Source organism: Geotalea sp. SG265 (genome assembly GCF_022808985.1).
GTDB lineage: Bacteria > Desulfobacterota > Desulfuromonadia > Geobacterales > Geobacteraceae > Geotalea.
This window is the reverse complement of the sequence record NZ_JAKZFT010000003.1, coordinates 212,920-235,664: the sequence shown is the minus strand read 5'-3', so window position 1 is coordinate 235,664 and position 22,745 is coordinate 212,920. Positions and strand designations below refer to the sequence as shown.

14 protein-coding genes are annotated in these 22,745 nt (G+C 54.9%); all 14 read left to right on the top strand.

The annotated features are described in order from the left end of the window. Positions 1-32: 32 nt before the first annotated feature. The 14 genes from ML541_RS05335 (at position 33) to ML541_RS05270 (ending at position 22,745) form a co-directional block, all read left to right on the top strand. Positions 33-1,271 carry a DUF1015 family protein gene (locus ML541_RS05335; protein WP_243371449.1) on the top strand — a complete coding sequence of 413 codons (1,239 nt, stop codon included), beginning with the start codon at positions 33-35 and terminating at the stop codon, positions 1,269-1,271. A gap of 40 nt (positions 1,272-1,311) precedes the next feature. Continuing rightward, positions 1,312-1,782, top strand: a complete 471-nt coding sequence (locus ML541_RS05330) for an FKBP-type peptidyl-prolyl cis-trans isomerase (protein ID WP_243371631.1) — start codon at positions 1,312-1,314, stop codon at positions 1,780-1,782. A 24-nt stretch (positions 1,783-1,806) separates the two neighbouring features. Further along, the gene (locus ML541_RS05325) at positions 1,807-2,787 is read left to right on the top strand and encodes a DUF4140 domain-containing protein (protein ID WP_243371447.1); all 981 of its coding nucleotides are present in this window, start codon (positions 1,807-1,809) and stop codon (positions 2,785-2,787) included. A gap of 121 nt (positions 2,788-2,908) precedes the next feature. Continuing rightward, positions 2,909-3,805, top strand: coding sequence for an HD-GYP domain-containing protein (locus ML541_RS05320; RefSeq protein ID WP_243371445.1), 897 nt, complete (start codon positions 2,909-2,911; stop codon positions 3,803-3,805). Positions 3,806-3,963: 158 nt separating this feature from the next. After that, complete coding sequence (gene secA / locus ML541_RS05315) at positions 3,964-6,651, top strand: preprotein translocase subunit SecA (protein WP_243371443.1); 2,688 nt, start codon at positions 3,964-3,966, stop codon at positions 6,649-6,651. 17 nt (positions 6,652-6,668) lie between these two features. Next, positions 6,669-7,850 (top strand): bifunctional glutamate N-acetyltransferase/amino-acid acetyltransferase ArgJ, encoded by a 1,182-nt coding sequence (argJ, locus tag ML541_RS05310; protein ID WP_243371441.1) that lies wholly within the window; start codon positions 6,669-6,671, stop codon positions 7,848-7,850. A 149-nt stretch (positions 7,851-7,999) separates the two neighbouring features. Next, positions 8,000-8,308 (top strand): DUF2914 domain-containing protein, encoded by a 309-nt coding sequence (locus ML541_RS05305; protein WP_243371439.1) that lies wholly within the window; start codon positions 8,000-8,002, stop codon positions 8,306-8,308. A gap of 19 nt (positions 8,309-8,327) precedes the next feature. Then, positions 8,328-9,497, top strand: a complete 1,170-nt coding sequence (locus tag ML541_RS05300) for a serine hydrolase domain-containing protein (protein WP_243371437.1) — start codon at positions 8,328-8,330, stop codon at positions 9,495-9,497. Between the two features lie 127 nt (positions 9,498-9,624). After that, positions 9,625-10,806, top strand: a complete 1,182-nt coding sequence (locus ML541_RS05295; protein WP_243371435.1) for a response regulator — start codon at positions 9,625-9,627, stop codon at positions 10,804-10,806. A 77-nt stretch (positions 10,807-10,883) separates the two neighbouring features. Then, positions 10,884-13,544, top strand: a complete 2,661-nt coding sequence (locus ML541_RS05290; protein WP_243371433.1) for a valine--tRNA ligase — start codon at positions 10,884-10,886, stop codon at positions 13,542-13,544. A gap of 58 nt (positions 13,545-13,602) precedes the next feature. Further along, positions 13,603-14,394 (top strand): A24 family peptidase, encoded by a 792-nt coding sequence (locus tag ML541_RS05285; protein WP_243371431.1) that lies wholly within the window; start codon positions 13,603-13,605, stop codon positions 14,392-14,394. A gap of 8 nt (positions 14,395-14,402) precedes the next feature. After that, on the top strand, positions 14,403-15,980 hold the full coding sequence (locus tag ML541_RS05280; protein ID WP_243371429.1) for an ATP-binding protein: 1,578 nt from the start codon (positions 14,403-14,405) through the stop codon (positions 15,978-15,980). 6 nt (positions 15,981-15,986) lie between these two features. After that, positions 15,987-17,357, top strand: a complete 1,371-nt coding sequence (locus tag ML541_RS05275) for a sigma-54 dependent transcriptional regulator (protein WP_243371427.1) — start codon at positions 15,987-15,989, stop codon at positions 17,355-17,357. A 204-nt stretch (positions 17,358-17,561) separates the two neighbouring features. Next, positions 17,562-22,745 carry a PilC/PilY family type IV pilus protein gene (locus ML541_RS05270; protein WP_243371425.1) on the top strand — a complete coding sequence of 1,728 codons (5,184 nt, stop codon included), beginning with the start codon at positions 17,562-17,564 and terminating at the stop codon, positions 22,743-22,745.

Genomic DNA, 22,745 nt, shown 5'->3' with positions numbered 1-22,745 from the left:
TTATAAAGAACTTGTACGAAACGAGGTAATCAATGGCTTTCATCAAACCATTCAAGGCGCTCAGGCCTAAACAGCAGCTGGCGGACAAGGTTGCGGCTCTTCCCTATGACGTGATGAGCACCGAAGAAGCCGTGGAGATGGCGGCGGGCAATCCTTACAGTTTTCTACATATATCCCGCCCCGAGATCGACCTGCCCGGCGAGGACATCCATGCTGAACCGGTATATCGCAAGGGACAGGAGAATCTCCTCCGGTTTCTTGCGGAGGGGGTTCTGGAACAGGATGCGGAGGAGTATTACTACGTCTACCGGCAGAAGATGGGGGATATCATTCAGACAGGGCTTGTAGTCTGCGCCGGGGTGGATGACTATCAGGACGGTACCATAAAAAAACACGAATTGACACGGGCGGACAAGGAGGAGGACCGGGTAAAGCATATCGATTACCTCGATGCCAATGACGAGCCGGTCTTCTACACCTATAAAAATGATCCTGCTATTACTTCACTGGTGGAGAAAGCGGCTTCTGCGCCACCCGTATACGATTTCACCACCGATGACGGCGTTTCCCATACTCTCTGGATCATTACCGACCGGGAATGGATAACCGAGCTCACTGCACGGTTTGCGGCCATTCCCACACTGTATGTGGCAGACGGTCACCACCGGAGCGCTGCTGCCAGCAGGGTTCGTGAGCTGAGGAAGGCCCGGAATTCCGCCCACTGCGGCCGCGAAGAATACAATTATTTCCTCACGGTGATATTTCCCGACAACGAGATGAACATCATGCCGTACAACCGCGTTGTCAAGGATTTGAACGGCCTGAGCATTACCGAGTTCATGGCGCGGCTTGCTGAAAAGTTCGAGATCAGCCCGCTGGCTGCTCCCCTCAAGCCGGAACACAGCCACCAGTTCGGCATGTACCTCTCCGGCAAATGGTATGAATTGCTTCCCAAAGAAGGCTCTTTTTCCGAAGACGATGCGGTGGTCAGGCTTGATGTCTCAATTCTGCAGAACAACCTTTTAAGCCCCGTCCTTGGTATCCGCAATCCCCGTACCGATCAAAGAATTCAATTCGTCGGCGGCATCAGGGGGCTTGATGAGCTGGTGCGGATGGTGGACAGCGGCGAGCATGAGGTGGCCTTTGCCCTGTATCCCACCTCCATGAAGGAACTGATGGAACTGGCTGATGCCGACAAGATCATGCCTCCCAAATCCACCTGGTTCGAGCCGAAGCTGCGCAGTGGACTCTTCGTCCATCTGCTGAAATAGAAAGCGATACAAGAAAAGCTGAAAAGGAGAAATGGTAGAAATGCGAAATGTGGAAAAATTTATTGTCATGCTCTTGTTGCTGGTGGCGGTTGTGATTCCTGCCTGTGCCCAAAAGGAGTCGAAGATTGTGGCTGAGCCAAAGGCCACTGCTGCTTCTGCTGCCGCCAATGCCGTCAAGACCCCCTCCGGTCTTTCCTACACCGACCTCGTTCCTGGTAGCGGACCTTCACCCACAGCGGGAAAACCGGTCAAAGTTCACTATACCGGCTGGCTGGAAAACGGTACCAAGTTCGACAGTTCCCTGGACCGGGGCGAGCCTTTTGTTTTCACCATTGGCGCGGGACAGGTGATACCCGGCTGGGATGAGGGGGTTATGACCATGAAGGTCGGTGGAAAACGGAAGCTGATCATCCCTCCCCAGCTCGGCTATGGCGCTGCGGGGGCAGGTGGCGTCATCCCTCCCAATGCAACCCTTATTTTCGAAGTGGAGTTGCTGGACGTTGCCCGATAAATTCCCTGCTGAAAGGGGATGTCCATGATTAAAAATCTTTCTGCCGTGGCTGCCGCTGTCCTGCTGGCGCTTCCGGCCTTTGCCGCCGATAGGTCGGTCACCCTTTTCCTGGATGGTGCCAGGGTGGAGCAGGCTGCCACCGCCGCCAAAGGGTATGCTGAGATTTCCCTTCCCCCGTCGGTGCTGCCCGGGTCTTTGCGAGTCAGACCTCCTGCCGGCGCTGCCATTGACCGCGTGGAAACGGTAGCGGTGACCACCAACCCCAAGCAGAGGCAGCAGCTGGAAAAACTGGCAGAACGCAGAGACCAGCTGGAGGACCGGCTGAAAGCTCTTGCAACCCGGGAGCGGATCTTCACAGCCGCAGCCAAATCCCAGAGCGGCAAGGCACCCCGCAAAACCAAGAACAATCCCGAGCCGCTGGCCGCCATTCGCCAGGGGACCGAATTTGCCATTGCGCAACTGGAAGGGGTTTACCAAGCCAAACGGAAGACGGAAAAGGAACTCAAGATCGTCCAGGCGCGGCTGGAAACGGTTGAGAAGGCTGCGAATATCGGTGGCAGCAAGGTCAGGATCTGGTTGAAGGGCAAGGGGGGTAAGGTGACAGCCAGTTACCTGGTTCCGGACATGCGCTGGCTGCCGGTTTACGATTTTAGAGCCAGCGAACGCGGCACTGTCCAAGTCGTGCAGCGAGCCTCCTTTCCCACTATGGAGCAGGGAACGACGGTTGCCGTTGTCCCCAGGGGCATGGCCGAGGCTGCACAGTTCCGGGCTGTGGAGCTGAAGGCTTTCCCCTTCCAGGAATTGACGGCGCAAACCCTGCCTGCACAGAACCTTACTCTGGCAGATTCCCCTCAGCCGGCTCTTTCATTTTCCTTGACCAACACCTCGCCAGGACAGCTTCCTCCAGGAGAGGCCGTTTGCTATTACCGGGGCGAATATCTTGGCCGTTTTTCCTTTGCCGGACTGAACCGGGGCGAAACGGTTGCCGTTTCCTGCGGCAAGTAAAGCCGGACCGTAAGAAAATGAGAACGTAAAAGGGCCTCCCATTGCCATGGGAGGCCTTTTTTGCAAAATAGATTCAAGTTTGTCTCGGAGCTGTCGATATGCTGACTAAACAGGTGGCTACATGGGACAGCTTATCCGAAAATACAAACATCTGACCACCTCGCTGGTCGTACTTGCCGTGACGGGAGTGATGCTCTTTGGAGCCATTTCTTCCTTTTCCGGCAGCGCGAGGATGGAAACAGCAATTTGCATAGCCGTGGCAATGCTCGGTCTGCTTCTGATGTTCCTGCATCTGGAGCGCATTTCCACCCTGCGCCAGGTGGAGAAAAATTGGGCTCTGGCTGGCGAGAATGTTCGGCTCATGGAGGCCCTGAACGAGATGGAAGATCGCTACGGTGCCTGTATGAAAGCGCTTGTTTCCGCCGTCGACGCCCACGATCCCTATGCCAGCGGCCATAGCGAGCGTGTAGCCAGCGTATCGGTGAAGATCGGCAGAGCCATGGGGCTTGCCGAGGAGCAACTGAAATCCCTTGAAAAGGCAGCCCTTTTCCACGACGTGGGAATGCTCTGGGTGCCGACCGCTATTCTCGTCAAAGAACAGCCGCTTTCCCCCGACGAACAGGCGGCCATCAGGAGGCATACCGTCCACGGAGCTGAACTGCTCGATTGCGTAAAACCATTGAAAGAGGAGAGCCAGGTGGTGCTTCACCATCACGAGCGTTTTGACGGCACGGGATATCCCTACGGCCTCAAGGGGCATGCCATTCCCCTGGCGGCGAGAATTCTTGCCGTTGCGGATGCCTTCGATGCCATGACCTCGGAACGGCCTTACCGCTCATCGCTTCTCATGCGTGAAGCCCTGGAAGAACTCTACTCCAACGCCGGCGGCCAATTCGACCCCCGGGTGGTGGAAGCTTTTCTCAATGCCCTTGATGACATCAGCCGGGAAAACGAGCCTTCGACTCCGGCTGCAAAGCGATTCGAAGCACGCCTCTTCAGCATGGTCGGCAATTGCTGATCACTTTCCAATGAAAATCGCCTTTTCCCTTCCCTGTCTGCCGGCGCTATCTGCCGCCGCGCTTGATTCCAGCGACCTTTTCTGTTGAGCAATTCATGTAGTTATGGTAGTTTAACCTGTTTTTAACCGTAACCAATAAAATCAGGAGATACTACCGAATGTTCAGCGCTCTCATTAAAAAAATTGTCGGCAGTAAAAACGAGCGGGAGCTGAAGCGGCTCTGGCCCGTTGTCGAGCAGATCAATAATCTTGAACAATCCATCAGCAAACTTTCCGATGAGCAGTTGCGCAATAAGACGGCCGAGTTCAAGGAACGGTACGGCCGCGGCGAGACCCTCGATTCCCTGTTGCCCGAGGCTTTTGCCGTTTGCCGCGAGGCGGGCAAAAGGGTGCTCGGCATGCGCCACTTCGACGTGCAATTGATTGGCGGCATGGTGCTGCACCAGGGCAAAATTGCCGAAATGAAGACCGGTGAAGGTAAAACTCTGGTGGCGACGCTTCCTTCCTACCTCAACGCCATCACCGGCAAAGGTGTCCATGTTGTCACCGTCAACGATTATCTGGCCAGGCGCGACTCGGAATGGATGGGCCGAATTCACAACTTTCTCGGTCTGACGGTCGGTGTCATCATTCACGGCCTGGATGACGATGAACGCCGTGAAGCATACAACGCCGATATCACATATGGCACCAACAATGAGTTTGGGTTCGACTACCTTCGGGACAACATGAAATTTGCCCTTGAAGATTACGTACAGCGCGATTTTCATTTTGCCATCGTGGACGAGGTTGATTCAATTCTCATCGACGAGGCAAGAACGCCGCTCATCATCTCCGGTCCCACTGAAGACTCCACCGACAAGTACTACATCATCGACCGGATCATTCCTCTGCTGAAAAAGGGGGAGGTCATTGAAGAAGAGGCCAATACCTTGTCTGGCAAACGGAAACGCTATACGGGGGACTTTACTGTCGACGAAAAGGCAAAATCCGCCACCCTGACCGAGGAAGGGGTGCTGAAGGTTGAGAAACTGCTGAAGATTGAAAATCTTTACGATCCCCGCGATATCGAGACCCTTCACCATGTGAACCAGGCATTGCGTGCCCATGCCTTGTTCAAGCGGGACGTGGATTATGTGGTCAAGGAAGGGGAAGTCATCATCGTCGATGAATTCACTGGCCGCCTGATGCCGGGGCGCCGCTGGTCCGACGGTCTGCACCAGGCCATTGAGGCAAAGGAAGGGGTGAAGATCGAAAACGAGAACCAGACCCTGGCCACCATTACCTTCCAGAACTACTTCCGCATGTACGAAAAGCTCTCCGGTATGACTGGAACCGCCGATACCGAAGCCGAGGAGTTCCACAAGATCTACAAGCTGGACGTAACGGTCATTCCCACCAACAGACCTCTTTTACGCCCCGACTTCCCGGACGTTATTTACAAAACCGAGCGGGAGAAGTTCAATGCCGTGATTGAGGAGGTCAAGGAACTTCATGCCAAGGGGCAGCCGGTGTTGGTCGGCACCATCTCCATCGAAAAATCGGAAGAACTGGCCGAACTGTTGCGTCGTCAGGGAATTCCCCACTTTGTCCTCAATGCGAAGCAGCATGAAAAGGAGGCGGAGATAGTGGCCCAGGCCGGGCGCAAGGGAATGGTGACCATCGCCACCAACATGGCCGGCCGTGGTACCGATATCCTCCTTGGTGGCAATGCGGAGGCCCTGTCCAAGCAATGGCGACGGAGCAATCCCGAGGCTTCCGAGGAGGAGTTCGCCAGGGTATCGGCCCAATTCAAGGAACAGTGTGCTAAAGAGCATGATGAAGTCGTGCAGCTTGGCGGTCTCCATATCCTGGGTACCGAGCGCCACGAATCCCGCCGCATTGATAACCAGCTGCGCGGTCGTTCCGGCCGCCAGGGGGACCCCGGTTCCTCCCGTTTTTATCTGTCGCTTCAGGACGACCTGCTGCGCATCTTCGGCTCAGAGCGCGTATCTAAAATCATGGACATGCTGAAAATCGAGGAAGGGGAGGCGATTACCCACGGTCTGATCACCAGGGCGATCGAAAACGCTCAGAAGAAGGTGGAGGCCCACAACTTCGAGATCAGGAAGCATCTGATCGACTACGATGACGTCATGAACAAGCAACGCGAGGTCATTTATGCCCAGCGCCGCGAAATTCTTGGCGGTGAATCGATCCGGGAAAGCTTTGTCGAGATGGTCAACGACACCGTTGCTGATCTGGCCGAAGACTATGCTATCGACAAAGTTCCTGCAGCCGAATGGAACTGGCAGGGGCTGAGCGAGTCGCTCTTCAAGCTGTTCGGCTTCCATGTGGATATTCCCGCAGAGACCATGGATCGTCTCACTCCGACCAATCTGCGCGATCTGTTACAGGAGAAGGTCCAGGAGCTGTTTAATGCGAAGGTTGCCGAGTTCGGGGACGAACTGATCGACCACCTGATCAAGGTCATAATGCTGCAGAGCATCGACGCCCAGTGGAAGGACCACCTGTTGTCCATCGACCATCTGAAGGAAGGTATCGGCCTGAGGGGCTATGGACAGAAGGACCCCAAACAGGAGTATAAAAAAGAGGCTTATCAGCTATTCATAGACATGATGGGACGTATCCGTGAAGAGGTCGTCGAAAAGATTTTCTGGGTGCAGATAGCTCGCGAAGAAGACGTGGAAAGGATCGAGGAACAGCAGCAGAAGCGCCAGCGCCTCGTTTTCAATGCCGGAGATGAAGCCCAGGTCCAGCAGCCGGTCACCAGCAAGAAGGTGGGCCGCAACGAGCCGTGCCCGTGCGGCAGCGGCAAGAAGTACAAGCAGTGCTGCGGTAAATAAATCTTCCGGAGAATGCCATGTCAGTAAAAGGATTCAAATTTGCGGCCGTGGAGGCTGCGGTTAAAAAGCCGGGGCGGCTCGATTTCGGATTGATCTTTTCAGAAGCGCCTGCTGTGGCGGCAGGCGTATTCACCACCAATAAGGTGAAGGCGGCCCCGGTTCTCCTGGGGATGGAACGGATTCAGGAAGGCGTTTGCCAGGCCATCGTCGTCAATAGCGGCAATGCCAACGCCTGTACCGGCACCAGGGGCATGGACGATGCCCGGGAAACGTCACGCCTTGTCGCCGAAGGTCTGTGTATCTCAGACGACATTGTCCAGGTTGCATCGACGGGAGTCATCGGCCAGGCGCTCCCCATGGAGCGGTTGCGGAAAGCGGTGCCGAAACTGATCGAGGGACTTGCAGGCGGCACTTTCGAAGATATTTCCTGTGCCATTATGACCACGGACACCTTCCCCAAAATGGAGGTCCGCCACGGCGAGGCTTCAGGTGTTCCCTATACCATTGCCGGTGTTGCCAAGGGGGCGGGGATGATCATGCCCAACATGGCGACAATGCTGGCGTTCATCGTCACGGATGCTGCCGTTGAGCGGTCATGGCTGAAGAAAGTCTTCAGTGAAGCCAATGATGCCTCTTTCAACATCATTTCCGTCGACGGCGATACTTCCACCAATGATACTGCCCTGATCCTTGCCAACGGCATGGCCGGGAATCCCGCAATCGGAGAAGAAAGCAAGGATGCAGACATATTCAGAGCCAATCTGCAGGAAGTATTGCTGTCTTTGGCACAGCAGATCGTAAAGGATGGCGAGGGGGCAACGAAATTCGTCAGGATAATCGTTAAAGGGGCTTCTTCCGTTGCCGACGCGAAAACAGCAGCCATGGCCATTGCCAACTCATCCCTGGTCAAGACAGCCTTTTTCGGCCAGGACGCCAATTGGGGCAGGATTCTTGCGGCAGTGGGATATTCTGGTGCCCAGGTGGATGCCGACCGGGTCGCACTATTTTTTGATGACGTGCAGATGGTTCAAAATGGGTTCTTTGCCGGCGGGACCGCTGAAGAACTGGGCTCCCGGGTCCTGAAGAAAAAAGAGTTTACCGTGACCGTGGATCTGAAGCTCGGGCAGGGAAAGGCTACCGTCTACACCAGCGACCTGTCCTACGACTATGTCAAGATCAATGCTGATTACCGGACTTAGGCCGTTTGCCGAAGGGGGCGGGAAAATCAGCAAAATCATGCGGAGGCTTTATGAGGATTGGGCTACCAGGGTTGTTATCGCTAATTGTTATTGTCGGTATTGTTATCGCTTCTGCTCATGCTCGTGCAGGTGAGGTCAGGATCACTGAAATGGCGGTGACGACCAAAATCGTCAAGGGCAATCCCATCGATTCCGTCAGGCGCATTTCATCATCTTCGGTGAAGGCGCTTTTTTGTTTTACCCGCCTGAGCAAGGATGGGGAAGACGAAGCGGCCATAAAGCACGTCTGGTACAAAAACGATCATGTTGTCGCAGAATACGATCTTCCGGTGAAGGGAACGCGCTGGCGTACCTACAGCAGGAAACTCATCGAAAAGGGTGCCAATGGCGACTGGCGGGTGGAAGCTCTCGATGAAGATGGCAATATCCTGAAGTCCGTCAACTTCAGGATCAACTAGGATCGGGGAACGTGGTGCCTTGATCCGCTACCTTTTTGCTTTTTTCATTTTCATCGCCACACCAGCCCATGCCGCCGATGAAGCCTTGCTGGTTACTGACAGTCATGCAAAGGTTGATCAACTGATGGATGGTGCGATTTCCGGTGGTCTCATAGCCGGAGGCGTGGTACTTGTCGGCGATCACGCCGGTGTCCTGTTTGAGAAAGCCTACGGCAAAGTTTCCAGCGCTCCCAATGCCCGGGCGATGACCGTGGATACCGTCTTCGATATTGCCTCTCTCACCAAGGTCATAGCAACGACCCCGGCCATCCTGAAGCTGATGGAAGAGGGAAAGCTCAGTCTGGTCGACCCGGTCGAAAAATTGTACCCGGAATTTTACGGCCACATGAAAGACGACCTGCTCATGGTCAATCTCCTCACCCATACATCATGCCTCGACGACTTTCCCCTCTCCTCTGAAAACACTATGCAAAGCGCTGTTAACGGAGCCGCGACCCAAAAAATGAAAGGCACGGTGTGGAGCCGGTTCAAGTATGCGGACATTAATTTCATCCTCCTGGCAGATTCGGTAAAGAGGGTTTCGGGGAAGGGACTTGATTCCTATGCTGCAGAAAGTTTTTTCAGGCCCTTGGGAATGAACGATACCGCCTTCAATCCCAACAAGGATGATGTGCAGCGCTATGCTGCCACCCTCGATACGGACAAAACCCTCATGTTTGGCCAGGCCCAGGATTATGTGGCCCGGCAACTGGGAGGAGTCGCCGGACACGCCGGCCTTTTCAGCACCGCCGGTGATCTGGGCAGATTCTGCAGAATGATGCTTAACCGTGGTACCTACGAGGGAAGGCAGATCCTTTCCCGGCGGGTCGTCGATCAGATGACGGCACCCTATTTCTCCCGTGGAGGTAAAGTGGTAAGGGGGCTCGGCTGGGATATCGATTCGCCCTATTCTTCGCCCCGGGGGAACGGCTTCTCCCCCATATCGTACGGCCACACCGGCTATTCAGGCTCCTCTGTCTGGATCGACCCGGCTAAAGACCTGTTCGTGGTTGTGCTTACCTCCCGGTTGGATTATAAAAACACCAGGAATTTCAATGAGCTGAGAAGTGCCTTGTCAAGTGCGGCCGTAGAAGCTTTTGCGCCAGCTTTGACCGTGACAGGTGGATTGTCGGGGCTTGAATACCAGTGATTCCTGAAAAGGCAAATAACTTGACACACTATGGCCATTGTGCTAGGTTTTTCGCACTTATTCGCCCATTTATGCGCATTCCCGCCCAACCAGCGTCCTTTGCCAAGTCCCATCGAAGGAGGGATAGATGAGCAAAAAATTGCTCCTTGCCGACGACAGCATCACCATTCAGAAAGTCGTTGGAATAATCTTCGCCAATGAAGATTATGAGCTGTCCGTCGTCGATAACGGTGACGCAGCTCTGGAAAAAGCCAGGCAGATAGTTCCAGATATTATTCTCGTGGATGCGCTGATGCCAGGCAAAAACGGCTATGAAGTCTGTGCGGGCATTCGGCAGGATCCAAAGCTGAGCGCCATACCGCTCCTTCTCATGACCGGTGCCTTTGAGCCCTTCGATGAAGATAAAGCCAAGCAGAGCGGTGCCGACGACTTCATTTCAAAACCCTTCGAATCCCAGCAGCTGATCGACCGGGTACAGAAATTGATCGAAATGGGTAAAGCGCGGGGAGCAGCGTCTACAGCCGGCCCCACGGTCGCAATGGTATTGCCGGAGCCTGCTGCTCCGCCGGTTCAGGCGGCGACAGCATCTGCGGTGAACGATCTTGCCCAGGCCTTTGCCGTGGAACCGGTCTTGGAAGAAAATGCCGACGAGGTCTTTGCCCTTGGCGAGGAGGCTGTGGAGGGATCTCTCGATGACGATCTCTGGGGCGCCTTCGAAATAGATGATCTATCCACAGCCGGTGCTGCAGACTTCGGAGTAGTTGAGGAACAGGATCGCGTTGCGGTACCAGCGGCCACCAGCCAACTGGTGGATGATGCCTTTTCCTTCGCCGACATCAATGAAGACCTGGGGCGTGCAACGGCTGCCGAAGCTCCAGTTGAAGTACAGCCGGTGGAGACGGGGTGGGAGCCGGTGGACGAGCAGAGTTTTGCCTTTCAGGAGGAAGAACCTGCAGAAATGGAGCCGCTTGCCGAACCCGTTGCCGCTGTAGATTCCGCATTCGATTTTGCTCCAGAAGCAGATGAGCCGGCACCGGAAATGGCCTTTTCTTTCGAAGATGCTGGTGAGGCGGTGGAGGAACTTACTTCTCCGGTTACTCCTGAACCGGCACCGGTCTCTTTCGCTGCTGGCGGCGAGTCTGCTCCTCCCAGTCAACAGCCGGTCATCACCGAGGCACAGCTGGCGGCTGCTCTTTCAGGCATTTCCCGTGAGATTATCGAAAAAATAGTCTGGGAAGTGGTGCCTGACCTGGCTGAGGCTCTGATCAAGGAAGAAATTCGTAAGCTCAAGGAAGGATCGGGCAGCTGATCCTGTTGCTGGATAGGTATTAAAAACGGGGATTTCGCATCCCCTTTTTTATTCAATTTATGCTCAAGAGGTTGTTGATGGCGGACAAAGAACTAACAAAAGTGTATGACCCTGAGAATGTTGAACGGAAGTGGTATCGGGAGTGGGAAGAGAAGGGGTATTTTTCTGCGGCGGCGACTTCCTCCAAGCCGGCCTACAGCATCGTAATTCCTCCTCCCAACATCACCGGCGTGCTGCACATGGGACATGCACTGAACAACACCCTCCAGGACATCCTTTGCCGCTGGAAGCGCATGCAGGGCTTCAATGTGCTCTGGATGCCCGGAACGGACCATGCCGGCATTGCCACCCAGAACGTGGTCGAGCGCCAACTGGCCGCCGAAGGGAAGGATCGCCATGAATTGGGCCGCGATGCCTTTACCGAGCGAGTCTGGCAATGGAAGGCTCAATCTGGAGGGCAGATTATCGGCCAGTTGAAACGGCTTGGGGCTTCCTGCGACTGGGGGCGCGAGCGATTCACCATGGATGAAGGGCTTTCCAAGGCCGTACGGGAAGTCTTTGTCCGCCTTTACGATGAAGGATTGATCTATCGGGACAACCGGCTCATCAACTGGTGTCCCCGCTGTCATACGGCACTTTCCGACATCGAAGTCGAACATGAGGAGAAAGACGGCCATCTTTGGCATCTCCGCTACCCGGTGGTCGGCTCAGGCCGGCACCTGATAGTTGCCACCACCCGTCCCGAGACAATGCTCGGAGATACTGCCGTGGCAGTCAATCCCAATGACGACCGATACCGGGACCTGATCGGCGGCTCGGTTATGCTCCCCCTTGTCAACCGGCAGATTCCCATCATTGCCGACGAATATGTGGACATGGAGTTCGGTACCGGTGTCGTCAAGATTACGCCGGCCCATGATTTCAACGATTTCGAGGTGGGCAAGCGACACAACCTGGACCGGATCAACATCTTCGATGAATCGGGTGTCATCAACGCTGCCGGACATCAGTACGAAGGTTTGGATCGTTTTGCCGCCCGGAAACAGATCGTGGCAGACCTGGAAGCCCAGGGATTGCTGGATAAAATCCAGAGCCATGCCCTGTCCGTCGGGGGGTGCTACCGATGTAAGACCGTGGTCGAGCCGTACATGTCCCTGCAGTGGTACGTGAAGGTCGGACCGCTGGCAGAAAGGGCGCTTGCCGCCGTCAAGGAGGGAAAGACCCGCATCGTTCCCCAGCAGTGGGAGAACACCTACTATGAATGGATGGAGAACATCCGTGACTGGTGCATTTCCCGCCAGATATGGTGGGGGCATCGCATCCCGGCCTGGTATTGCGACCATTGCGGCGAAATTACCGTTGCCAAGGTTGATCCGGCCAAATGCAGCAAGTGCGGCAGCGACGAAATCAGGCAGGAAACAGACGTTCTCGATACCTGGTTTTCTTCGGCACTCTGGCCATTTTCCACCATGGGATGGCCTGACCGGACCCCCGAACTGGCAACCTTCTACCCCACCTCCTGCCTGATCACCGGTTTCGATATCCTCTTTTTCTGGGTTGCCCGAATGATGATGATGGGACTGCACTTCATGGAAGACATTCCCTTCCGTGACGTGTACATCCATGCCCTGGTGCGCGATGCCCAAGGGCAGAAGATGAGCAAGTCAAAGGGGAACGTCATCGATCCCCTGACAGTCATCGATTCCTACGGTACCGACGCCTTCCGCTTTACCCTTGCCGCCTTTGCCGCCCAGGGGCGCGACATCAAGCTGGCAGAGGATCGGATTGCCGGCTATCGTAACTTTGCCAACAAGATCTGGAATGCCTCCCGCTTTGCCATGATGAACCTGGAGGGGTTCGATCCAGATGGGGTCAAGGTCGGTGAACTGGAGCTGTCAAATGCCGACCGCTGGATTCTCTTCCGCCTCAACGAAACCGCCTGCGAGGTCGAGGATAATCTTACCTCCTATCGGTTCAACGATGCCGCTGCTGCCCTGTATCGCTTTACCTGGAGCGAATTCTGCGATTGGTACATAGAACTGGTCAAGGACGACCTTTACAAAGGAGAACCGTCACGGCAGGCGACCGCCCGCTACATTTTGTGGACCGTCCTGGAGCATTTGCTCAGACTGCTGCATCCGTTCATGCCGTTCATTACCGAGGAGATCTGGCAGGCTCTGCCGGGCAAAAAGAACACCCCCAGCATCATGCTGGCCGAGTACCCACGGAAGAAGGCCGAATGGAACTTCGGTGAGGGGGCGGCCGAGATGGAGCTGGTTATGGCGGTAATCGGCGGCATCAGAAACATCCGCGGCGAGATGGAAGTCCCTCCCAGCAAGGCCATTTCTGTCATGCTCGATTGCAAATCTTCAGCAAGCCTCAACCTCCTGAAAAGAAACGAGGTCTACATTGTCAGCCTGGCCAGGCTGTCCGACCTTGCCATTGGCCAGGACATCGACCGTCCTGCAGACGCGTCCCTGCAGGTTGCGGGGGATGTGGAAATTATCGTACCGCTCAAGGGGTTGGTGAATGTGGAAGAGGAGGAAAAACGCCTGCTGAAAGAAATAGGCAAAATCGACAAGGATATGGAGTTCCTGAGCAAGAAGCTGGAAAATCCCAGTTTTGTCGATCGTGCTCCGGCCGAGGTAGTGGCCAAAGAGCGGGAGAAAATTTTGGAGTTTGCCAATAAGAGGCAGGTGCTTGGCGAGAGCCTGGAGAAGATCAGACGACTGAAATAGCGATCATATTGGACTGGCGGGAGAGGAATTACAGCTCTTTCAGTACGGAGACTAATGGATGTCAGGCATACTGACCTTTTATTTCTTTGCTTTTATTTTCGGTGCCGTCGTCGGCTCCTTTCTCAACGTTTGCATCTATAGGTTGCCCAAGGGGGAATCGGTGGTCTTTCCCCCTTCCCATTGTCTCCAATGCGGCTACAAAATCAGATTTTACGATAACATACCCATCGTCTCGTACCTGTTTCTAAGGGGCCGGTGCCGCTCGTGCGACACCTCCATTTCCCTCCAGTACCCGGTTGTCGAACTGCTGAACGGGCTTCTGACCCTGTTTCTCTTCATCAAGTTCGGTCCGACCCTGACCTTCCTGCTGCTTTTTCTCTTTTCCTCTGCCCTTGTCGCCATCACCTTCATCGATCTGGAACACCAGATCATTCCCGATGTCATCAGCCTTCCTGGCATCGTCATAGGCTTTGTCGCCTCTTTTTTTCTGCCATGGCTGGGATGGAAGAATTCGCTGATCGGCATTCTCCTCGGCGGCGGTAGTCTATTGATTATTGCCTACGGCTACCAGTTTCTCACCAAAAAGGAAGGGATGGGGGGAGGGGATATCAAGCTTCTGGCCATGATGGGAGCCTTTCTTGGCTGGCGCTCCATTCCTTTTATCATCTTCATCGCTTCTCTGGTCGGTTCGGTGGTTGGCATTACCCTGATGCTGGCGCAGAAAAAAGACTCCAAGCTGGCCATTCCCTTCGGACCTTTTCTTGCCTTCGCCGCAATACTTTATGTTTTCTATGGTCGGGAGATAATCTGGTGGTATCTGTCTCTGGCCGGTCCCAACCCGGGAGGGTAGGGGAGCGCATGAGGCCCTTTCGTATTTCCCTTACCGTTTCAATTCTCTCTTCCCTGGCCTGTCTGCTGATCCTGACCTGGCTCCTGCTCAGTCTCATCTCTTTCAAGACCGCCGAAAAAGACCTGCTGCATCAAAAGAATGATGAAGGGCGCATTCTACTCGCGGCTTTTGTGGATGTCCTTCCCACGTCCCTTGGCAATTTGCCGGGAGATACCATCATACGGAATTTTTCAGCACGCTTAGCCAAAGAGAAAGACTTCGCAGGTATTCATGTGGTGGATGCGGGGGGACGAACGATTTATTCCGCAGGCGACTTTCGAAATTCCGACAGACAACTGCAAGAAACGCTGGCAACCGGCAGGGCGACCTATGCTTACAGCCGCGATGGCCGGTTCATCTATCGTTATGCCCCAATCGAGGCAGCAAATAAAATCACTGGGGCGGCTCGCCTTACTATTTCCCTGAAAAGGGCTCAGGAGCGTCTGGCTGGATCCCGGCGTATGTTTGTTGCTTACTTTGTACTGGATTTTCTCCTCCTGCTCGGCATCGGTTCATTCATGCTGTCGCGCATAGTAGTGGTGCCTGTGCGGAAACTCCTGACTGCCACTGCACGGATAGCCTCGGGCGACTATCGCCATACGGTGAAGGTTCCTGGGAGCGCAGAAATAGCGGAACTTGCAGAATCCTTCAATACCATGGCCGAAGTGCTGGAACAAAAGCGGCTTGAGGTGGAGCGGACCGTACAATACCTTGAGCAGGCAAACCGGGACCTTCAGACCGCGAGGGAAGAATCCATACGATCGGAGAAAATGGCCTCCGTTGGCCTGCTTGCCGCAGGCACGGCCCACGAAGTCGGTACGCCCCTTGCCGCTATCATTGGTTATGCCGGCATTCTGAAGGATGAACTGAAGGATGATGATGTAAAGACCGATTATGTAAACAGGATCGAGGCCGAAGCGAGCCGCATCGATCGCATCGTTCGCGGACTGCTCGATTACGCCCGGCCCACCCAGTCCCAGCGTGAGCAGGTTGATGTTCCTCGACTGGTAAACGACACTGTCGGACTCCTCCAGGAGCAGGGGGTACTCAAACGCCTGAACCTTTCCATTGCTTCGGGGGGGGATCTCCCCTGTGTGGAGGTGGACCCCCATCAGTTGCAGCAGGTTCTCATCAACCTGGTGATAAACGCCAGGGATGCCATGGCTGCAGGGGGAAGCCTGGAAATAAGAACAGAGCTTGTGCTGGGAGATGTCGCCCCGCTGCTTAAACAAGATAGTGGCGGCGGGATTGTGGGGAGACGGAAGGGGGACGGCAACAATGCCTTCAGGGGCGGAAAGCTCATCTCGCAGTGTCTTAACGGTTGGGTGACCATTTCGGTACTGGATACGGGTGAAGGAATTGTCGCAGAACACCTTGAAAAAATTTTCGATCCCTTCTTTACCACCAAGGAACCGGGTAAGGGGACAGGTCTTGGATTGGCCATCTGCGCGCGGATCATCGATTCTTTTAACGGCAGGATAGTTGCTGAAAGCGAAACCGGTAAGGGGACGGCGGTTACCGTATGGCTGCCGGTTCCCGAAAGGTAAGGACCTATGAAGAGGACTGCAAAATGCATACTCGTCGTTGACGATGAGGAGAACCTCCGCCACATGCTGCAGGTAATGCTGGGCAAACAAGGTTACAGCGTCGACCTGGCCCAGGAAGGGGCCGAAGCGTTAAGGCTGGTATCTCAAAAGCATTACGACTTCATCCTATGTGACATCAAGATGCCTGTCCTTGACGGCGTCGGCTTCCTCAAGGGAATAGATCGAGCCGGCACCGCAAGCACAATCATCATGATGTCTGCCTACGGCACGGAGGACACGGCCATCGAATGCATGAAGCTTGGGGCATACGACTATATTTCCAAGCCCTTCAAGAGCGATGAGATCGCTCTTGTCCTGCGCAAGGCCGAAGAACGGGAGCGGTTGAAATTCGAGAACCGGATGCTCAGGGATGAACTGAGGAAGGAATGCTCCTTTGCCGACATCGTCAGTAAAAACCGGCGCATGCAGGAAATTTTCAGCCTGGTGCAGAAGGTCGCGGATTTCAAGACGACGGTATTGATCCTAGGGGAATCAGGAACTGGCAAGGAGCTCATAGCCCGGGCGGTACACAGGAACAGCAAACGGAAAAGTCGCCCATTTGTTGCCGTAAATTGTGCTGCGATCCCCGAGACCCTCCTTGAGTCGGAACTTTTCGGCCATGTAAGAGGTGCATTTACCGATGCCCTGGCCGACAAAGTAGGGCTCTTCGAACAGGCGAACGGGGGAACCCTTTTTCTCGACGAGATTGGTGAAATGCCGCTCTCACTGCAGGTAAAGCTCCTGAGAGTCCTGCAGGATGAAGAAATCAGGGTTGTCGGTGGGACGATCGCGAGAAAGATCGATGTGCGCGTCATCTCCGCCACCTCTAAGAATCTTGAGCATGAAATTTCCGAGGGCCGCTTCAGGGAAGACCTCTATTTCAGGCTCAATGTGTTCACTATTACCCTCCCGCCCCTGCGTGATCGCCAGGAAGACATCCCCTTGCTGGTGGACCACTTCATTGCCAAACATTCGGTGAATATGTCAAGGGCGGAAGTGGCGTGCTCGCCGGAAACGCTCAGGGTGATGATGGACTACAACTGGCCCGGCAATGTCAGGGAATTGGAAAACTGCATTGAGCGGGCCCTGGTGGTCTGTGAAAGCGGCAACATCGGTGTGGACAGTCTGCCGGAGAAGGTCAAAGATGCAAAAAGTGGAAAAACGCCGAATCTGGATTTTTCATCCATGTCCATCAAGCAGGCAGAAGAGACCATCGAACGCGAGTTGATCAGGCAGGCCCTGGAACAGACCGGGGGTAACCGAACCCACGCGGCAAAATTGCTGGAGATAAGCCAACGCGCCCTTCTTTACAAGATCAAGGAGTATGGCATGGAGTGATGACGATTTTTGCGCAGCGCGGCGGACAACTATGAAAAAAATGCATAGTTCCCCAGGAGCGCTCCCGAAGAATATTGCGTAAACCTTTGCTTTCGATGGGGCTGGTATAGGGCACGATCTTTGCTGGTCTGATTTTGCTCCGATGATTGCTTTTGCTGACAGGGTTAATCAATTACTAAAAGATCTGCTGAAGGTGAGGTACATATGCTTTCCATTGTAAATCTCAAGGCAACAATCGGATTTCTCGCATTTCTCACGATCGTACTTCCATCTTCGTCCCAGGCTGATTCAGGCAATCAATTCTGCATTACCCCCCCGTTCATTACTGCCGGCATCAAGCCGAACCTGCTCCTGATGATCGACAACTCGGCCAGTATGTACGATCTGGCCTACCAGGACGCCGGCAACAAGTACTGCGCAAACGGCCCGACCACGCTCTGCACGGCCGACGCACAGTGCGCCACGGCCGGTCAGGCCTACTGCGTGGGGAGCTATGTAACGACGGCGGCTACGACTACCAAGGCGGCATGTAATACCGATGCCGACTGTCGGGCCATTCCCGGATTCCCTACCGATACGTGCGTTCTGACCGGTCCAAAGTCCGGCCGGAACGTCTGCACCGCGGCTACGGTGATTTCGCCGGCAACGATCAGCCCGATAGCATGCTCCTCCGACACCGACTGCAGTGGGGCAGCGGCTGCAGGTGTCACCTGGATTGCGGGCGACACCTGCAACAACAGGTGCAACGCCAGCCGTCAGTGTTACGACACAACATACGCAACCGCTACCACTTACTACGGCTATTTTGACCCTGCGGCCATCTACAGCTACACCGCCAACAATTTCGCAAGCGGCGCGACCATGCCTGCGACCTGCACGTACACAGCCGGAACGCCGGCCTACTTCTGTGTCAACACCACGGGGACCGGCAGCGCCGAAACGGTGGTTGCCAACTCGACCGGTTTCGTGGCGAGCGGGAATTTTCTCAACTGGCTGACCATGTCCAAGTTCGATGTGGAGAAGAAGATATTGACCGGCGGCAAGTTCGATACGACAGCCAATCAGCTGATCTCCGAGTCAAGGGGGTGCGGCGGCCGGGAATTTTTAAAGAGTGTGACAGGGGTGAATCTCACCTTTGCCATCCGGGGGGGGACGTCGGGGGGCATCGCTTCGACCCAGAGCCTGGCGACCGAGTACGGGCAGACTCATATCGACATATATGCAGGTGTTTACAATGCGGATGCCTGTCTTCAGGCGATGAACAACTGGATAAATGTGGTCAGCGGAACTCCGCCAAACCTGGGGTCGTTCCAAAATTCCACCAAGTCCTGCCTAGGGGCCGGTACCACGGTTCTCAACCCGACCAGCATGTGGAACCACTCTCTCCACAACTGCTACCAGGGCATGACACCTGGCACCCCCAGCTATAGCACCAATTTGAACGCCCTGGAAAACGAATGTAAGATGGTCTATGCCTCCATACCCCCCAACAGGCTCACCGATCCGAACAACGGTTTCTCCGTCTGCTCAAGCGTATTGACCTATACTGTAGGCGGGACCTCTTTCTCCGGCTATCTGGGCGCCTGCTGGAACGGCACTGATTTTACCGGCCCATGCAAAAACCCCGACGGTACTGCTCAGACCGGCATGACAGATGTGACGCAGATGCAGAATTACTGCCAGGTTAACGTTGCTACGACCCCGATCGCTGATCCGTCATCCACCTCCGCCACCAATACCACGGTCAGCGCCAGTATTCCTGGGTTCGTCATGCAGCAGGGGCTGGCAGGCCTAACCAATGTCGGCTCTTTTCCGGTCAAGGTGGGCGCTGCGGCGCAAACCGGTTTGATAGACAAGTACAGCGACCGTATCCGCTTCGGGGCCATGACCTTCCAGAACAACGGCACCGGTTCGGAGTGCGGCGGAACGAGCTCGATCCCCTGTGTGAAGACCTGCAGCGTTACGGCGACGAGGATATGTTATTTTGACACCGACTGTCCGACAGGGGAGAAGTGCGGGGCGCTCGCCAAGGCCGATGGCGGTGCGATCAAGGCATACGTGGGCGCAGGATTCTGTTCGGCGACGACCACATTCCCCTGCACCGTTGACTCGGATTGCGCAACTCAGACTCCAAGCGGACAGTACTGCAAACCGTCGATAGGGAATCACAGCACCGGTCTGATAAGCAGCATCGACCAGATCCCGGCGACATCGTGGACTCCGTTTGCCGAGGCATTCTACAATGCCATGGGGTATTTCGCCCGTTCAAACAATTACGGGGTTTCTCCGCCATACAGCAGGGATCTGAACTTCAGCGTTCTCGGCCCGAATACGGCCACAAGCTACGTCACCGATAAGAACCCTTCCCAGTTCCGGTGCCAGTCGAACAATCTGCTGCTCATCACCGACGGCATGTCAACCGCCGACCAGCATGTGGATTCCGAGGCGCTTGCCACGCTCTACGCCTCCCAAGTGCCCTACACTATCGGCGCGACGACCTACAGACCCGGCGATACCGGGTACGACCCCTCGAATGTTCATGGGGCAACAGCTGCCTGCCCCTCGTATTCGGGGAGCAGGAGCATCAGCGATCTGGCCTGGGTGGCTAAGAACCGAAACATCAAGACTCTGACCACATCCGGCACAGCAAGCACCACCACTCCCCAAAACTCCAGCGAGTCCATCACCACGTACGTTGTCTACTCCGGCCCGCAGACCTCCACTCAGCCGGGGCTCTGCGATCCGAAGACACTCATGACTAATACCGCAACAAACGGAGGCACCTCACTATTCTCGGCGTCCGATCCCGCATCACTTTACAACCAGATCGACACGGCGTTCTCGACCGTAGCTGCCAAGGCTGCTTCTGGTACTGCCGCTTCGATCCTCAGCAACAGCGAGGGTAGTGGCGCCAATCTTCTGCAGGCAGTTTTTTATCCGCAGAAAATTTTCGATGGATCCACCGCAGTCAACTGGATCGGCGAGATGCAAAATCTCTGGTACTATGTGGATCCCTACATTCAGAACAGCTCCATTCGTGAAGATACCGTAAGGGACCTGAAACTCAATCTGGTCAGCGATTATGTGGTCAGATTCCCTTTCGACGCAAGCTCGGACAAAACAATGGCCCAGCGGTATTCCGATTCCGACGGCGACGGCGTTGTCACCGACAGTAATAAGGTGGGTGGGCTTATCGATCCCGATTACGTCAAGAGCATCTGGCGTGCCGGTGCACTGTTGTGGAAGCGTACTTCCGCCCGGACCATTTATACCGGTTACAACTCTACCCAAGACAGTACTCCGGTGGAATTAACCGCCTTGAATAATGCAACCTCCGGCGTGTGGGATGCTCTCCAGATACCCGCCGGTACGGATACCCAACGCGGAGCCCTTGCCACGAAGTTAATCGATTATACTTTGGGGACCGATCAAGTCGATGACACAACCGCTCCTTGTCTGAATGCTGACTGTAAATATCGTCCCCGCAAAGTTACCATGTCTGTCTGCTCCGACAGTAATGTGAGGTGCTCGACAGCGGCTGACTGTTCATCAGGCGCAACCTGCGATAGTTATAACCAGGAGTGGAAGCTGGGCGATATCATCTCCTCCACCCCCCGCATCCAATCCACCATCCGTCTCAATACCTATGACCTCCCTTCACCGGGTGGCTACAGCGATAAGACCTATGAGGCCTACGTCAATTCAAACCAATATCAAGGCCGTGGCAAGGTGTACGTGGGCGCCAACGATGGTATGCTCCATGCTTTCAATCTGGGGAAGTTGTCGGTGAAATCGACGGGATTCCAGAAGGCCCAGCTAACGCCCATAACCGGTGAGTCGCTTGGCGATGAGCAATGGGCTTTTATTCCCAAAAATTCCCTCCCGTACCTGAAGTATGCGACTGACAAGGGTTACAGCCACCTCTACTACGTTGATGGCAGGACCGTTGTTTTCGATGCCAGTATAGGCGACACCAACACCGGTACCTGCATCCCTTCAAGCTACTGGGAATGCAGCAAACCGCGGAACGGTTCAATACCGTTTGTTGATAGCAGTAATAACCTGGATGCCACCAAGAATACCTGGCGGACCATAGTCATAGGTGGCATGGGGGTGGGAGGGGCTTCCCGCAATAATGTCAGCGGAGAAATCTGTACCGAAGGGGCAAGCGGAAACTGCGTCAAGACCCCCATCAGTGGCATCGGCTATTCCTCTTACTTTGCCCTGGATGTCACTGACCCCAATAACCCCAAATTCCTCTGGGAGTTCAGTAATAATCTGCTGGGCTACTCCACTACTGCACCTGCTATCGTTCGCATAGGCGACAAAGATAAGAACGGACGATGGTTTGCCGTTTTCGGTAACGGTCCCTTTGGCCCTATCGACCCAGGCTCACATCAGTTCATGGGTGAGTCTACCCATCATCTAAGGTATTTCGTGGTCGACCTGAGGAGCGGGACGCTCCTTCGGACGATCACGTTCAACGGGCTTGACGCCCCAAATATTGACGATGCATTCGCAGGCACTTTGCTTGGCGGCTCCATCGATGCCGATCGCCGTGACCCCTCAAATGCGGGCAATTATCAGGATGATGCAATCTATTCCGGGTATGTGACACTGGGGACCGACGGCAAATGGACGAACGGCGGCGTTGTCAGGGTCATGACCAAGGAGGATCAGGACCCTACGCACTGGGCGGGGAGCAAGGTGATAGAGGGAATCGGCCCGGTGACCACCTCCATTGCCAGGACCCAGGATACCAGGGCGCTCAACAAGAATCTTTGGCTATATTTCGGCACTGGCCGTTACTACTACCGAGATTCATCGACTCTCGACGATAACGACAACAGAAGAGCCCTTTTGGGGATTCAGGAACCTTGCTACAACACTGCAACCCGTCCAGGCAACGTTCTGGATGGTACCTGTACCGCTACGGTAACAGCAGGGTCACTGGTCAATCAGACATCCTCTGTATCAACACTAGGGGCGACCGATAAAGGCTGGCGGATCGATCTCGATACGGTCACCGCAAGCGAAGGAGCAGAGAGGGTTGTTACCGATACCGTTGCCCTGACAAACGGGACGGTCTTTTTTACCTCATTCAAGCCGACCATGGATGTTTGCGGATACGGCGGCAATTCTTTCCTCTGGGGGGTAAAATACGATACCGGTGGCCAGGCTGCAAGCAACGCGCTCAAGGGTAAAGCGTTGATCCAGCTTTCAACTGGAGAATTCAGTGAAGTAGATCTTTCAAGTGCCTTCACGGATAAGCTGAACCGGCGGATGACGAGCCCGATGACCGGCAAGCCGCCGTCAGACGCACCGCCGGTAATCAGTAGCAGCTTGAACAAGCCAGTGAAGAAAATCCTTCACATCCGGGAACATTGA

Excerpts from the sequence above, each read along its gene's own strand:
- ML541_RS05335 (WP_243371449.1), top strand. The coding sequence starts at position 33 with ATGGCTTTCATCAAACCATTCAAGGCGCTCAGGCCTAAACAGCAGCTG.
- ML541_RS05330 (WP_243371631.1), top strand. The coding sequence starts at position 1,312 with ATGCGAAATGTGGAAAAATTTATTGTCATGCTCTTGTTGCTGGTGGCG.
- ML541_RS05325 (WP_243371447.1), top strand. The coding sequence starts at position 1,807 with ATGATTAAAAATCTTTCTGCCGTGGCTGCCGCTGTCCTGCTGGCGCTT.
- ML541_RS05320 (WP_243371445.1), top strand. The coding sequence starts at position 2,909 with ATGGGACAGCTTATCCGAAAATACAAACATCTGACCACCTCGCTGGTC.
- secA (WP_243371443.1), top strand. The coding sequence starts at position 3,964 with ATGTTCAGCGCTCTCATTAAAAAAATTGTCGGCAGTAAAAACGAGCGG.
- argJ (WP_243371441.1), top strand. The coding sequence starts at position 6,669 with ATGTCAGTAAAAGGATTCAAATTTGCGGCCGTGGAGGCTGCGGTTAAA.
- ML541_RS05305 (WP_243371439.1), top strand. The coding sequence starts at position 8,000 with ATGGCGGTGACGACCAAAATCGTCAAGGGCAATCCCATCGATTCCGTC.
- ML541_RS05295 (WP_243371435.1), top strand. The coding sequence starts at position 9,625 with ATGAGCAAAAAATTGCTCCTTGCCGACGACAGCATCACCATTCAGAAA.
- ML541_RS05290 (WP_243371433.1), top strand. The coding sequence starts at position 10,884 with ATGGCGGACAAAGAACTAACAAAAGTGTATGACCCTGAGAATGTTGAA.
- ML541_RS05285 (WP_243371431.1), top strand. The coding sequence starts at position 13,603 with ATGTCAGGCATACTGACCTTTTATTTCTTTGCTTTTATTTTCGGTGCC.
- ML541_RS05280 (WP_243371429.1), top strand. The coding sequence starts at position 14,403 with ATGAGGCCCTTTCGTATTTCCCTTACCGTTTCAATTCTCTCTTCCCTG.
- ML541_RS05275 (WP_243371427.1), top strand. The coding sequence starts at position 15,987 with ATGAAGAGGACTGCAAAATGCATACTCGTCGTTGACGATGAGGAGAAC.
- ML541_RS05270 (WP_243371425.1), top strand. The coding sequence starts at position 17,562 with ATGCTTTCCATTGTAAATCTCAAGGCAACAATCGGATTTCTCGCATTT.